Origin of the sequence: Pseudomonas sp. UYEF17, assembly GCF_040546125.1 — a bacterium.
GTDB classification, from domain to species: domain Bacteria; phylum Pseudomonadota; class Gammaproteobacteria; order Pseudomonadales; family Pseudomonadaceae; genus Aquipseudomonas; species Aquipseudomonas putida_Z.
The window spans coordinates 1-14,103 of the sequence record NZ_JBEPNE010000038.1 but is presented as its reverse complement, the minus strand read 5'-3'; the positions used below and the strand labels follow the sequence as shown (position 1 = coordinate 14,103).

The following is a 14,103-nucleotide window of genomic DNA, read 5'->3' as shown; positions in this document are numbered from 1 at the left end:
GATCGGCACGAAGGTTACGTCCCCTTCGTCTAGTGGCCTAGGACACCGCCCTTTCACGGCGGTAACAGGGGTTCGAGTCCCCTAGGGGACGCCACGTTTACCCGCGTTTTGCGGGACTTTTAAGGCTCATTCGATTATTGAATGGGCCTTTTGTTTTTCTTCCCGACTCAAAATTTCGCGACCGACAGGCGGCTGCAGATTCTGCTTGCCAAAAAATATTATGTGAATAATATTTCGATCGTCATATTTTGATCGGCGAGTGGCCTGATGAGCGACAAGAAGAGCAGAACCCGCGAGCGCATTCTCGAGGCGGCGCGAAGTGCGCTGATCCAGCACGGCCCGGCCGAGCCTAGCGTCAGCCAGGTCATGGGGGCGGCAGGCCTGACCGTCGGTGGCTTCTACGCCCATTTCGACAGCAAGGACGAGTTGATGCTCGAAGCGTTCCGTCAGTTGCTGGGCGAGCGCCGCGCCTTGCTCGCGCAGATCGACCCCAGCCTCGATGGCGCCGGGCGGCGGGCGCTGGCCAGTGCCTTCTACCTGTCGCGCAAGCACCGTGATGCCGAAGTGCATGCCTGCCCGCTGCCCAACTCGCTGGGTGAGATGCAGCGCCTGCCGGAGGCCTTCCGCGAGGTGCTGGCCGAGCACATCGAGTTGATGGCTGCTGCCATGGTCGACCGCCCCGAGGACGCCGACAAGGCTTTGGCTGACCTGGCCCTGATGGTTGGCGGCCTGGCGCTGGCCCGTGCCCTGGGCACCAGCGAGCTGTCTGATCGTATTCTGCGCGCCGCCAAATCGGCGGTGCTTTAACCCTGGAGCATGGCGATGACTACCCTGAGCTGGATTCGTGGTGTCAATGGCACCCTGGGCCGCCTGGCCCCCGAGCACGTCGCGGGCAAGATGCGCCGTGCCTTCATGACCCCGCGCAACCTGCCACCACGGGATTGGGAGTTGCCCGTGCTGGCCAGTGCCGAGCGCATCACCCTGCGCTTCGGCTTGTCGGCCCTGCGCTGGGGCAAGGGGCCGACCGTGTTGCTGATGCACGGCTGGGAAGGGCGCCCGACCCAGTTTGCCGCGTTGATCGAAACCTTGGTCCAGGCCGGGCATACCGTGGTGTCGCTGGAGGGGCCGGGGCATGGGCGTTCGCCCGGCGAGCAGGCAAATGTGGTGCTGTTTGCCCGAGCGCTGCTGGAGGCTGCCGCCGAACTGCCGCCGCTGCGCGCGGTTATTGGCCATTCCATGGGCGGCGCCAGTGTATTGCTGGCCCTGCAGATGGGGCTGCGCACAGAGGCAGCGGTCAGCATTGCCGCTCCGGCGCGGCTGTTGGGCGTACTGCGTGGCTTTGCCCATCGCCTGGGGTTGCCGGCGCGGGCGCGGGCGGCATTCATCCGCCAGGTGGAGCGGGATGTGGGCATGCAGATTGCGCGGCTGGATGTGACGGGTTATCAGCTGGAGTTGCCTGGGCTGGTGGTGCATGCCGCCGATGATGCGTTGGTGGCAGCCGATGAGGCCCAGGTTATCCACAAGGCCTGGTTCGATAGCCGCCTGATGCTGCTGGAGGCGGGTGGCCACCAGCGGGTGCTGTCCGATCCGCGCCTGAGTGCAGCGGTGCTGGAGCTGCTGGCCCGGGCTGGCGCGGTCCCTGTAGGAGCGGCCTTGTGTCGCGATGGGCTGCGCAGCAGCCCCGGCAATCTGTGTCGGGACTGAGATTTTGGGGCCGCTGCGCGCCCCATCGCGACACAAGGCCGCTCCTACAGGGATCGCATAGCCCCGCAGGCAAGTGCAGAAGGGCTGGACTTTCCCTCGGCCGTCCCTGCTAAATCCACTTTTGCTCCAAGGAAGCGAACATGAGCTGGGACCTGGCAACACCTTTCGTCATCGACCTGCGCGTTGGCAGCGAGGATATCGACGGCCTTGGCCACGCCAACAACGCGGTCTACGTCACCTGGCTGGAGCGCTGCGCCTGGCGCCACTCCCAGCGCCTGGGCCTGGACCTGGCTGAATATCGCCGGCTGGACCGGGCCATGGCCGTGGTGCGCCACGAAATCGACTACCTGGCCGCTGCCTATGAGGATGACGAGCTGCAACTGGCCACCTGGATCATCGACTGGGACCAGCGCCTGCGCATGACCCGGCGCTTCCAGCTCAAGCGCCCGCGCGACGGCGTGACCTTGCTGCGCGCCCAGACCACCTTTGCCTGCATCGAGCTGTCCAGCGGCAAGCCCAGGCGCATGCCGGCGGAGTTCCTCGACGGTTACGGCCCGGCGCTGATCGGCGCCTGAAACACCGGCAATTTTTGTTAGACTGCCGGCTTTTTCCGCCGAGACCCCGACATGCAAATTGCCCTGGCCCCCATGGAGGGGCTGGTCGACAACATCCTGCGCGACGTGCTGACCCGCGTGGGCGGTATCGACTGGTGCGTCACCGAGTTCATTCGCGTGTGCGACCGCCTGCTGCCGCCTTCATCGTTCGACAAGCTGGCACCCGAGTTGCGCAATGGCGCGCGGACTGCCGCAGGGGTGCCCATGCGTGTGCAACTGTTGGGCTCGGATCCTGTGTGCCTGGCGGAAAACGCCGCGCTGGCCTGCGAGTTGGGCGCGCCGGTGATCGACCTGAACTTTGGTTGCCCGGCCAAGACCGTGAACAAGTCGCGTGGTGGAGCGGTGCTGCTCAAGGAGCCGGAGCTGCTGCACGCCATTGTGCGTGAAGTGCGCCGTGCCGTGCCGGCGCATATCCCGGTCACCTCGAAGATGCGCCTGGGTTTCGACAGCCCCGATGGCGCGCTGGAGTGTGCTACGGCGCTGGCCGAAGGCGGCTCGGCGCACCTGGTGGTGCATGCACGGACCAAGGTCGAGGGCTACAAGCCGCCGGCCCACTGGGAGTGGGTGGCGCGGGTGCAGGATGTGGTCAAGGTGCCGGTGTTCGCCAATGGCGAGATCTGGACCGTGGACGACTGGCGGCGCTGTCGTGAGGTCAGTGGCGCTGAAGACATCATGCTGGGCCGTGGGCTGGTTTCGCGCCCCGACCTGGGGCTGCAGATTGCCGCGGCGCGTGACGGGCGGGAGTACCAGCCGATGAGCTGGGACGACCTGCTGCCATTGCTGCGCGAGTTCTGGCGCCAGGCCCAGGCCAAGTTGTCGCCGCGCTATGCGCCGGGGCGGATGAAGCAGTGGCTGGCGATGCTGACCCGCAGTTATCCCGAAGCGGTTGTGCTGTTTGCCGAATTGCGGCGGGAGGATGACTGTGCGCGGATCAGCCGGTTGCTGGGGGTTGAGGCGGTTTCCTCGGAGGCTTGTGTTGCCTGATCCGGCCCTTTCGCGGGTAAACCCGCTCCCACAGGTTCGGCGCAGGTTTTGGAATGTGTGAGCTCCCTGTGGGAGCGGGTTTACCCGCGAAGAGGCCATCAAGCCCAACACAGGAATCCAGATTTTTTCTGCTCCCCCCTTGAAAGCATTTCCCTCGGCCATATCTCTTGAGTACGCGATGCCGAAGTCGGGTCGCGTAATGACTTACTTGCTGAATCTCAGGAGTTCATGACCATGACCACCGCTTTCTCTCTCGCTCCACTGTTCCGCCATTCCGTTGGTTTCGACCGTTTCAACGACCTGTTCGAATCCGCGGCACGTAACGAGGCCGGTAGCAGCTACCCGCCCTACAACGTGGAAAAGCATGGCGATGACCACTACCGCATCGTGGTTGCTGCAGCCGGTTTCCAGGAAGAGGACCTCGACCTGCAGGTTGAAAAGGGTGTCCTGACCGTGACCGGTGGTAAGCGCGACAATGGCCCTGCTGAAGTGACCTACCTGCATCAGGGTATCGCGCAGCGCGCCTTCAAGCTGTCGTTCCGCCTGGCCGACCATATCGAAGTCAAGGCCGCCGGCTTGGCCAATGGTCTGCTCAGCATCGATCTGCTGCGCATCGTGCCTGAAGAAGCCAAGGCCAAGCGCATTCCGATCAACGGCGACAAGCCAGCGCTGAACTGATCGTGTAGATGTGAAAAAGGGCACCCCCCCAGGGGTGCCCTTTTTTGTGTCCGTTCCCACGGTCCCCTTGTAGGAGCGGCCTTGTGTCGCGATGGGCTGCGCAGCAGCCCCAAAATCTTGGTTCCAGCATCGATTGCCGGGGCTGCTGCGCAGCCCATCGCGACACAAGGCCGCTCCTACAGGGGCTGCGTCAGCGTCACCAAAGTCGCGTCAGTCGTTCGGTCAGTAATCCGCCGGCGCTTCCAGCAACATCTGCCGGAACTCCGGCAACGGCAGCGGCCGGCTGTGCAAGTACCCTTGGTACAGGTGGCACCCCAGCCGTTCCAGGAACTCCAGCTGTTCGGTCAGCTCTACCCCTTCGGCAATCACCGCCAGGTCCAGGCTGCGGGCCATGGCGACGATGGCGCGGACGATTTCGGCGTCGTTGGGGTCCACCGGTGCATCGCGTACGAAAGTCTGGTCGATCTTCAGCGCATCCACCGGCAGGCGCTTCAGGTAGGTCAGCGAGGAATAGCCGGTGCCGAAGTCATCCATGGCAAAGCTCACCCCGTAGCGCTTCAGTTCGCGCATCTTGCTGATGGTGTCTTCCAGGTTCTGGATGACGATGCCTTCGGTGATTTCCAGCTTGAGCATCTGCCGCGGCAGGCGGTAATCGTCCAGGCTGCGCAGTACCCGCCCGACAAAGTCGTTCTGACGGAACTGCCGTGGGCTGATGTTCACGCACAGGCTGAAATCATCGGCGTCGATCAACCCGTCGCCGAGCATGCGCGCGCAGGCATCGCAAGCTTCGTCGAGGATCCAGCTGCCAACTTCAAGGATCAGGCCGCTTTCTTCCAGCACTTGAATGAATTGCGCGGGTGGCTGCTGACCCAGTTGCGGGTGATGCCAGCGCAGCAGCACCTCGGCGCCGACGATGCGGTTGTCGCGGGCATCTACCTGTGGCTGGAAGTGCAGCGCCAGCTCGCCGCGGGCCAGGGCCAGGCGCAGGTCGTTTTCCATGCGCAGGCGCTCGCTGGCAGCCTTCTGCATGGTGGTATGGAACAGCTGGGTGGTGTTGCGCCCGGAGTCCTTGGCCCGGTACAGGGCGATATCGGCACGCTTGAGCAGGTCGGCCGGGGTGGCGCCGTGGTCAGGGATCAGCGCCACGCCGATGCTGGGTGTCACCTGCAGGCGCTGGCCGTCCAGCGACATCGGCTCGGCCAGCAGTTCGCGCAGGGTGTCGGCCAGCCCGCGGACTTTCTCTTCGACCAGCTCGCGGCTGCCTTCCAGGCCGCTGAGCAATACCACGAACTCGTCGCCACCCAGGCGCGCCACGGTGTCTTCCAGGCGCACGCTGGCTTCCAGCCGCGCGGTGATGATCTTCAGCACCGTGTCGCCCACCGGGTGGCCCAGCGAGTCGTTGATGTGCTTGAAGTGGTCGAGGTCAAGGAACAGCAGGGCGCCGCGCAGGTTGTGGCGCCTGAGCAGGGCGATCTGCTGGCTCAGGCGGTCCATCAGCAGGGCACGGTTGGGCAGGTTGGTCAGCGGGTCGTGGTAGGCCAGGTGGCGAATCTGTGCCTGGGCGTTCTTCAGCTGGCTCACATCGCGGGCGGTCAGCAGCAGGCAGTCCACCTCGTTGAGGGTGATCGGCTCCACCGACACCTCCACGGTAAGGATATCGCCACGCTTGTTGCGCCCGAGCATCTCGCGGTGGTGCACCCGGCCACGCTCGCGCAACTCGGCCAGCAGGGCGCTGCGCTGCTTGTCGTCGGCCCAGATGCCGATCTCGTACACCGTGCGGCCGACCACGTCGGCGGCGTTGTAGCCGGTCAGGCGGCAGAAACCGTCGTTGATTTCCAGGTAGCGACCGCTATAGCGTTCGGTGATGGTGATGGCGTCAGGGCTGGAGTGGAAGGCCTTGGCAAACTTTTCCTCGCTGGACTTCAGCGCCGCCTCGGCGCGCTGTTGCTGGGTGATGTCGCGCAGGGTGGTAACACTGCAAGGCTGGTCATCGACGGTGATGAGGCGGCTGGAAATCACGCAGGTCAGCGGTGCGCCATTGCGGTGGTTGACCACCACGGCGACGTTGCTCAGGGCCTGCTCGCGGATTACCCGCTCGATGCGTTGCGCGCGCTCGACTGACTCCGCCCACAGGCCGATTTCCTCGGCAGTGCGGCCGATCACCTGGTCGGTGCCCCAGCCGAAGGTCTGGGTGAACGCCGGGTTGATCTCGATGAACTGGCCAGTGTCCTGGCGGGTGACGCAGATCGGGTCGGGGCTGACCTGGAACAGGCTGGCGAACTTCTCTTCCGAGGCGCTCAGGCGCTGTTCGCGTTCCACCTGGTCGGTGATGTCGAGCAAGGTGCCGGCCATGCGCAGCGGGTTGCCCTGTTCGTCGCGGTACAGTCGGGCGCGGCTTTCGATGTAGCGCGAGATGCCGTTCTCCAGTTGTACCCGGTAGGTGATCTGGTAGTTGCCGGCAGGCCCTTCGCGCAGGCTGCGGTAGGCCTGGCGCATCGAATTGCGCTCCTGCTCCGGTACCCCTTCGAAAAACGCGTCGAACGATTCGTGAAACGGGATGGGCGGCAGGCCGTGCAGCTGAGCGGCTCGCGCCGAACCGTAAAGCATGCCGCTGGGAATATGCCAGTCCCAGGTGCCCAGCTGTGCCGAGTCCAGGGCCAGGTCCAGGCGCTCCTGGCTGTCCTTCAGGGCCTGCTCGGCGCGCTTGCGTTCGGTGGTGTCGACGAAAGTGCTGATGAGGAAGGTCACGCCTTCTAGTTCGATGCCCTGGGTGCAGAGGATGCCATCATGCACCTTGCCGCTGATGGCGCGGAACTGCACCTCGAGGATCAGCGGGCCGCTGTTGGCCCGGGTCGATTCCAGCACCTGATGGCGCTGTTCGGGGTTGACCCACAGGCCCAGTTCCAGGCTGGTCTTGCCGATCACCTGGCTGCCGGGCCAGCCGAACATGTCTTCGAAGTGCTGGTTGACCTCGAAGATCATGCCGTCGTGGCGGCGGGTGAGCAAAATGGCATTGGGGCTGAGGTGGAACAGGGTGGCGAAGCGTTTTTCCGAATTGATCAGCGCCGTTTCCCGCTCGCGTTGGCGGGTGATTTCACGGATCACCCCGATCATTTGCGGCCGGCCGTTCGGGTCGTGGGTCAGGCTGCCGTTGATCTCCAGCCAGTGCAGGCTGCCGTCCGGCCAGCGGATACGGTGGCGCATGGCCTGTTCTACCGGTTCGCCGTTGAACACTGCCTGGAACACCTGGCGTGTACGCGCGCGGTCTTCCTCGGGTAGCAGGTCGAGGTAGTCGACATCGGCGGGGAGCGGGCGCTGCGGGTCGAAGCCGAACAGGGCCTGGGTGCCCCGTGACCAGCTGACCCGGCCGCTTTCGATATCCCATAGCCAGGCCCCCAGCCGCGCGCCGTTGAGCGCGGCGAGCAATTGCGGGGCGTTCTGCCAGGCCTGCTCGGACTCCTGAGGGTCGGCCGCAGGTATGCGCGGCAGGCGCAAAAAGCGATTCGCTGATTTGGGCATCGGTACCAGACCTTTGGCGTGTGACGCGTCCTTGGAGGTGGCAATACCGGGCTGACGACCGGTCAGGCGGGCCCTGCGTGGCTGTCGAGCAGGGCCATGAATGCCCTGGCCGCGTTCGATAGCGTACGCTCCGTGTGCAAAATGTAGCCTAGCTGGCGTGACAGCTGTATGCCCGGCAAGGCGATGGGTGCAACCTGTTCGTCGAGCATGGTGCGCGGCAGCACGCTCCAGGCCAGGCCGATCGACACCATCATCTTGATGGTTTCCAGATAGTTGGTGCTCATGGCGATGTTCGGCGTCAGGCCCTGGCTTTCGAACAGGCGCTGGACAATATGGTGGGTAAAGGTGTTGCCGCCGGGGAACACGGCCGGGTGGCGGGCGACGTCGGCCAGGCTGACCGTATGGTTGTTGGCCAGCGGGTGCTCGGGGGCGGCGACGAAGTCCAGGGCGTCGTCCCACACCGGCACGGCCTTGACCAGGTGGTGCGGCTCGGGCGCCAGGGTGATAACGGCAATCTCGGCGCGGCCATGGAGGATTTCGTCGTAGGCCTGTTCCGAATCCATGAACTGAATATCCAGCGCCACTGCCGGGTATTCCCGAGTGAAAGCCCGCAATAGCGGGGGAAGGCGGTGCAAGCCGATATGGTGGCTGGTGGCCAGGGTCAGCCGACCACTCACTTCCCCGGTCAAATTGGTCAGTGCGCGCCGGGTATCATCGAGGACGTTGAGGATCTGGTAGGCGCGGGGCAGCAAGGCGCGTCCGGCCTCGGTCAGGGTCACCTCGCGGCCCAGCCGGTCGAACAGGCGCACATCCAGTTGCTGTTCCAGCCCGGCGATGCGCTTGCTGACGGCCGGTTGGGTCAGGAACAGGCGGTCGGCCGCCCCGGAAAAGCTACCGGTTTCGGCAATCGCGATGAAGGCACTAAGGTTCGCCAGATCCATGGGTTTGTATTCCTGTTGGTTATCCAAAGCATAAAAATTATGAATTTGAGTTATTCAATTTAACCCCCTAGCATCGACCGCACAAGCCAAGGGGTCTTTGGCATAGAAAGACGCTGATGAGGAACAGTCTGATGGCTGGCAAAACGCTCTACGACAAACTCTGGGAAGCCCATGAGGTCAAGCGCCGTGATGACGGCTCGTCCTTGATCTACATCGACCGTCACATCATCCACGAAGTGACGTCGCCCCAGGCCTTCGAAGGCCTGCGCCTGGCCAACCGCAAACCCTGGCGCATCGACACCAACATCGCCACGCCGGACCACAACGTGCCGACCACGCCAGAGCGCAAGGGCGGTATCGAGGCCATCGTCGACCAGGTGTCGCGCCTGCAGGTGCAGACCCTCGACGAGAACTGTGACGAATACGGCATCGTCGAATTCAAGATGAATGACGAGCGTCAAGGCATCGTCCACGTCATCAGCCCGGAGCAGGGTGCCACCTTGCCTGGCATGACCGTGGTCTGCGGTGACTCGCACACTTCCACCCACGGCGCCTTCGGTGCCCTGGCCCACGGCATCGGCACCTCCGAGGTAGAGCACGTGCTCGCTACCCAGTGCCTGGTCGCCAAGAAGATGAAGAACATGCTGGTGCGCGTGGAAGGCCAGTTGCCTGCCGGCGTTACCGCCAAGGACATCGTCCTGGCCGTGATCGGCAAGATCGGTACTGCCGGTGGTAATGGCCACGCCATGGAATTTGCTGGCAGCGCCATCCGCGAATTGTCGATGGAAGGCCGCATGACCATCTGCAACATGTCCATCGAAGCCGGTGCCCGCGTAGGCCTGGTGGCGGTGGACGACACCACTGTTGCCTATGTCGAAGGCCGCCCGTACGCGCCGAAGGGCGAGCAGTGGAAGCAGGCGGTCGAAGCCTGGAAAGGCCTGGTTTCCGACGCTGACGCGGTGTTCGACACCGTGGTCGAGCTCGACGCTGCGCAAATCAAGCCGCAGGTCAGCTGGGGCACCTCGCCGGAGATGGTCCTCGCCGTCGACCAGCGCGTGCCGGACCCGGCTGCCGAGCCTGACCTGATCAAGCGTGGTTCGATCGAGCGTGCCCTCAAGTACATGGGCCTCGCCGCCAACCAGGCGATCACCGATATCAAGCTCGACCGCGTATTCATCGGTTCGTGCACCAACTCGCGCATCGAAGACCTGCGCGCCGCCGCCGAAATCGCCAAGGGCCGCAAGGTCGCTGCCAACGTCAAGCAGGCGCTGGTGGTGCCGGGCTCGGGCCTGGTCAAGGCCCAGGCCGAGCGTGAAGGCCTGGACAAGATCTTCCTCGAAGCCGGTTTCGAATGGCGTGAACCAGGCTGCTCGATGTGCCTGGCGATGAACCCGGACCGCCTGGAGAGCGGCGAGCACTGCGCGTCCACCTCCAACCGCAACTTCGAAGGCCGTCAGGGTGCCGGTGGCCGTACCCACCTGGTCAGCCCGGCCATGGCCGCCGCCGCCGCGGTGACCGGCCACTTCATCGATGTCCGCGAGTTGATCCAAGGGAGCGCAGCATGAAAGCCTTTACCCAGCACACTGGCCTCGTCGCGCCGTTGGACCGTGCCAACGTCGACACCGACCAGATCATCCCCAAGCAGTTCCTCAAGTCGATCAAGCGCACCGGCTTCGGCCCCAACCTGTTCGACGAGTGGCGTTACCTGGATGTGGGCCAGCCTTACCAGGACAACAGCAAGCGCCCGTTGAACAAGGAGTTCGTGCTCAACCACGAACGCTACCAAGGTGCCAGCGTGTTGCTGGCGCGGGAGAACTTCGGTTGCGGCTCCAGCCGTGAGCACGCCCCATGGGCGCTGGACGAGTACGGCTTCCGCAGCGTGATCGCGCCGAGCTTTGCCGACATCTTCTTCAACAACAGCTTCAAGAACGGCTTGCTGCCGATCATCCTCAGCGACGAGGAAGTCGACGAGCTGTTCAAGCAGGTCGAAGCCATTCCGGGCTATCAGCTGACCATCGACCTGCAGGCGCAGGCGGTGACCCGTCCGGATGGCAAGGTGCTGCACTTCGAGATCGATGCGTTCCGCAAGCACTGCCTGCTCAACGGCCTGGACGACATCGGCCTGACCCTGCAGGACAGCGATGCGATCAAGGCCTTCGAAGGCAAGCACCGCGCCGGGCAGCCTTGGCTGTTCCGGGATGTCTGAAATGATGTAGTTGGGTTTGCTGGCCTCATCGCCGGCAAGCCAGCTCCCACAGGAACTCCACAGGTCTGAAGGCTGTAGGTTCTCTGTGGGAGCTGGCTTGCCGGCGATAGGGCCAGTAGAGACAACCCGAAACCAGAAGGATCGAGACATGACCAGCACCCAGCACACCGATGTGGTCCAACGCCAGTTCGGCGAACAGGCCAGCGCCTACCTCAGCAGCGCCGTGCACGCCCAGGGCAGTGAATTCGCCCTGCTGCAGGCCGCGCTGGCGGGGCAGGGCCATGCCCGCGTGCTGGACCTGGGCTGCGGCGCCGGTCATGTCAGCTTCCACGTCGCTCCGTTGGCCGCCGAAGTGGTCGCCTACGACCTCTCCCAGGCCATGCTCGACGTGGTCGCCAGTGCCGCCGCCGAGCGCGGCCTGGCTAATATCACCACCGAGCGCGGTGCCGCCGAACGCCTGCCGTTCGCCGACGCTTCGTTCGACTTCGTCTTCAGCCGCTACTCGGCCCACCACTGGAGTGACCTGGGCCTGGCCCTGCGCGAAGTGCGCCGGGTGCTCAAGCCGGGTGGTGTGGCAGCGTTCATCGACGTGATGTCGCCGGGCAGCCCGCTGCTCGACACCTACCTGCAAACGGTCGAAGTACTGCGCGACACCAGCCACGTGCGCGATTATTCCGCCGCCGAATGGCAACGCCAGGTCAGCGAGGCTGGCCTGCATGTACGCAGCCACGCCCGCCAGCCGCTGCGCCTGGAGTTTTCCAGCTGGGTCGAGCGCATGCGCACCCCCGAGCCAATGCGCGTGGCAATTCGCCAATTGCAGCAAGCCATGGGCGAAGAAGTGCGGCAGTATTACCAGATCGAGGCCGATGGTTCGTTCAGCACCGATGTGCTGGTGTTGTGGGCCGAGCGTTAAGAACTTTTCGGTGGGGCCCGCTTGGCCGCACCGCGTGATTGGATAGAGGAAAGCATGAGCAAGCAGATTCTGATTCTCCCAGGTGACGGTATCGGCCCGGAAATCATGGCCGAGGCGGTCAAGGTGCTGGAGCTGGCCAACGACAAGTTCCAGCTCGGCTTCAGCCTGGAGCACGATGTGATCGGTGGTGCCGCCATCGACAAGCACGGCGTACCGCTGGCCGACGAGACCCTGGAGCGTGCGCGCAAGGCCGATGCCGTGCTGCTGGGCGCAGTGGGCGGGCCGAAGTGGGACAAGATCGAGCGTGACATCCGCCCCGAGCGCGGCCTGCTGAAAATCCGTTCGCAACTGGGCCTGTTCGCCAACCTGCGCCCGGCCATCCTCTACCCGCAACTGGCCGATGCCTCGTCGCTCAAGCCAGAGATCGTTTCCGGCCTGGACATCCTCATCGTCCGTGAGCTGACCGGCGGTATCTACTTCGGTGCCCCGCGTGGCCAGCGCGAGCTGGAAAACGGCGAGCGCCAGGCCTACGACACCCTGCCGTACAGCGAAAGCGAAGTGCGCCGCATCGCCCGTGTCGGCTTCGACATGGCCCGCGTGCGTGGCAAGAAGCTGTGCTCGGTGGACAAGGCCAACGTCCTGGCTTCCAGCCAGCTGTGGCGTGAAGTGGTCGAGGACGTGGCCAAGGACTACCCGGATGTGGAACTTAGCCACATGTACGTCGACAACGCCGCCATGCAGCTGGTGCGTGCGCCCAAGCAGTTCGATGTGATGGTGACCGACAACATGTTCGGTGACATTCTGTCGGATGAAGCTTCCATGCTGACCGGTTCCATCGGCATGCTGCCTTCGGCGTCGCTGGATGCCGACAACAAGGGCATGTACGAGCCGTGCCACGGCTCGGCACCGGACATCGCAGGCCTTGGCATCGCCAACCCGCTGGCGACCATCCTGTCGGTGTCGATGATGCTGCGTTACAGCTTCAATCAGTCGGCTGCCGCCGAGGCGATCGAGAAGGCCGTGAGCCTGGTCCTGGACCAGGGCCTGCGCACCGGCGACATCTTCTCGGAAGGCTGCCGCAAAGTTGGTACGCAGGAAATGGGCGACGCAGTAGTCGCAGCGCTGCGGAATCTGTAATCTCTCTGGCCCGCCACCCAAAATTCCCGGTGGCGGCCCACTTTTAGCAAAGGTGTAGTTGCGATGAAACGTGTAGGTCTGATCGGTTGGCGCGGTATGGTCGGTTCCGTGCTCATGCAGCGGATGCTGGAGGAGCAGGATTTCGACCTCATCGAGCCGGTGTTCTTCACCACCTCCAATGTTGGCGGCCAGGGCCCGAACGTGGGCAAGGATACAGCTCCGCTCAAGGACGCTTATTCGATTGAAGAACTCAAGACCCTCGACGTGATCCTGACCTGCCAGGGCGGCGACTACACCAACGAGGTCTTCCCCAAGCTGCGTGAAGCCGGCTGGCAGGGTTACTGGATCGACGCCGCCTCGTCCCTGCGCATGCAGGATGACGCGGTGATCATCCTCGACCCGGTCAACCGCAAGGTCATCGACCAGCAGCTGGACGCGGGCACCAAGAACTACATCGGCGGCAACTGCACCGTCAGCCTGATGCTGATGGGCCTGGGTGGCCTGTTCGAAGCCGGCCTGGTCGAGTGGATGAGCGCCATGACCTACCAGGCGGCCTCGGGTGCCGGCGCGCAGAACATGCGCGAACTGATCAAGCAGATGGGTGCTACCCATGCTGCCGTTGCCGATGACCTGGCCAACCCGGCCAGCGCCATCCTCGACATCGACCGCAAGGTTGCCGAGACCATGCGCAGCGAAGCCTTCCCGACCGAGAACTTTGGCGTGCCGCTGGCTGGCAGCCTGATCCCATGGATCGACAAGGAACTGCCGAACGGCCAGAGCCGTGAAGAGTGGAAGGCCCAGGCCGAGACTAACAAGATCCTCGGCCGCTTCAAGAGCCCGATCCCGGTCGACGGCATCTGCGTGCGTATCGGCGCCATGCGTTGCCACAGCCAGGCGCTGACCATCAAGCTGAACAAGGACGTGCCGCTGGCCGACATCGAAGGCATGATCAGCCAGCACAACCCTTGGGTGAAGCTGGTGCCTAACCAGCGTGAAATCAGCATGCAGGAGCTGAGCCCGACCAAGGTTACCGGCACCCTGAACATCCCGGTTGGCCGCCTGCGCAAGCTGAACATGGGCTCCCAGTACCTGGGCGCGTTCACCGTAGGTGACCAGCTGCTGTGGGGCGCGGCCGAGCCGCTGCGTCGCATGCTGCGGATTCTGCTGGAGCGTTGATCGTTTCGGTCTGACCGAAAACCCGCGCTGGTGACAGCGCGGGTTTTTTTATTTCCGATCCATCCCAGCCGGCCCGGCTCTTCTCTGCTTTTGCTTTTGCTTTTGCTTTTGCTTTTGCTTTTGCTTTTGCTTCTAGGCGCGCGATAGTTCAGGCGCCGCCGATTGCGACTTCAGGAGGCCGAGCGAAGGGACTGCGGAGGGAGGTGACGGGCATGGATGCCCGTCAAGCGC

General features: G+C 64.0%; 12 protein-coding genes and 1 tRNA gene. 11 read left to right on the top strand and 2 right to left on the bottom strand.

The genetic code is table 11. The features are described 5' to 3' along the window. Window positions 1-18 precede the first annotated feature (18 nt). The 6 genes from ABIB24_RS26560 to ABIB24_RS26535 all read left to right on the top strand — a co-directional run bounded on the left by ABIB24_RS26560 (window position 19) and on the right by ABIB24_RS26535 (window position 3,980). Window positions 19-94 (top strand) — tRNA-Glu (locus tag ABIB24_RS26560). A 173-nt stretch (window positions 95-267) separates the two neighbouring features. Continuing rightward, complete coding sequence (locus ABIB24_RS26555) at window positions 268-807, top strand: TetR/AcrR family transcriptional regulator (RefSeq protein ID WP_013971594.1); 540 nt, start codon at window positions 268-270, stop codon at window positions 805-807. Window positions 808-822: 15 nt separating this feature from the next. Continuing rightward, complete coding sequence (locus ABIB24_RS26550) at window positions 823-1,704, top strand: alpha/beta fold hydrolase (protein WP_085664933.1); 882 nt, start codon at window positions 823-825, stop codon at window positions 1,702-1,704. 140 nt (window positions 1,705-1,844) lie between these two features. Beyond that, complete coding sequence (locus ABIB24_RS26545) at window positions 1,845-2,279, top strand: acyl-CoA thioesterase (RefSeq protein ID WP_046617041.1); 435 nt, start codon at window positions 1,845-1,847, stop codon at window positions 2,277-2,279. Between the two features lie 51 nt (window positions 2,280-2,330). Continuing rightward, window positions 2,331-3,302, top strand: coding sequence for a tRNA dihydrouridine synthase (locus tag ABIB24_RS26540; protein WP_274078912.1), 972 nt, complete (start codon window positions 2,331-2,333; stop codon window positions 3,300-3,302). Window positions 3,303-3,536: 234 nt separating this feature from the next. Continuing rightward, complete coding sequence (locus ABIB24_RS26535; RefSeq protein ID WP_003260273.1) at window positions 3,537-3,980, top strand: Hsp20 family protein; 444 nt, start codon at window positions 3,537-3,539, stop codon at window positions 3,978-3,980. 222 nt (window positions 3,981-4,202) lie between these two features. Here the strand turns inward: ABIB24_RS26535 and ABIB24_RS26530 are convergent, their stop codons facing one another. After that, window positions 4,203-7,499, bottom strand: coding sequence for a PAS domain S-box protein (locus tag ABIB24_RS26530; RefSeq protein WP_354317694.1), 3,297 nt, complete (start codon window positions 7,497-7,499; stop codon window positions 4,203-4,205). Window positions 7,500-7,561: 62 nt separating this feature from the next. Beyond that, a complete protein-coding gene (locus tag ABIB24_RS26525) occupies window positions 7,562-8,440 on the bottom strand; it encodes a LysR family transcriptional regulator (RefSeq protein ID WP_025338235.1) in 879 nt (292 codons plus the stop codon). Window positions 8,441-8,571: 131 nt separating this feature from the next. Here ABIB24_RS26525 and leuC point away from each other — a divergent pair, with 131 nt between their 5' ends. From leuC to asd, 5 genes are all read left to right on the top strand, one after another. Continuing rightward, window positions 8,572-10,005 carry a 3-isopropylmalate dehydratase large subunit gene (gene leuC / locus ABIB24_RS26520; RefSeq protein WP_025338236.1) on the top strand — a complete coding sequence of 478 codons (1,434 nt, stop codon included), beginning with the start codon at window positions 8,572-8,574 and terminating at the stop codon, window positions 10,003-10,005. Continuing rightward, the gene (leuD, locus tag ABIB24_RS26515) at window positions 10,002-10,646 is read left to right on the top strand and encodes a 3-isopropylmalate dehydratase small subunit (RefSeq protein WP_289332117.1); all 645 of its coding nucleotides are present in this window, start codon (window positions 10,002-10,004) and stop codon (window positions 10,644-10,646) included. Before leuC ends, leuD begins: the two co-directional genes overlap by 4 nt. Before the next feature lie 148 nt (window positions 10,647-10,794). Continuing rightward, complete coding sequence (locus ABIB24_RS26510; RefSeq protein ID WP_274120115.1) at window positions 10,795-11,559, top strand: class I SAM-dependent methyltransferase; 765 nt, start codon at window positions 10,795-10,797, stop codon at window positions 11,557-11,559. Between the two features lie 54 nt (window positions 11,560-11,613). Then, on the top strand, window positions 11,614-12,696 hold the full coding sequence (gene leuB / locus ABIB24_RS26505; RefSeq protein ID WP_025338238.1) for a 3-isopropylmalate dehydrogenase: 1,083 nt from the start codon (window positions 11,614-11,616) through the stop codon (window positions 12,694-12,696). A 63-nt stretch (window positions 12,697-12,759) separates the two neighbouring features. Continuing rightward, window positions 12,760-13,872 (top strand): aspartate-semialdehyde dehydrogenase, encoded by a 1,113-nt coding sequence (gene asd, locus ABIB24_RS26500; protein ID WP_003260268.1) that lies wholly within the window; start codon window positions 12,760-12,762, stop codon window positions 13,870-13,872. Window positions 13,873-14,103 lie beyond the last annotated feature (231 nt).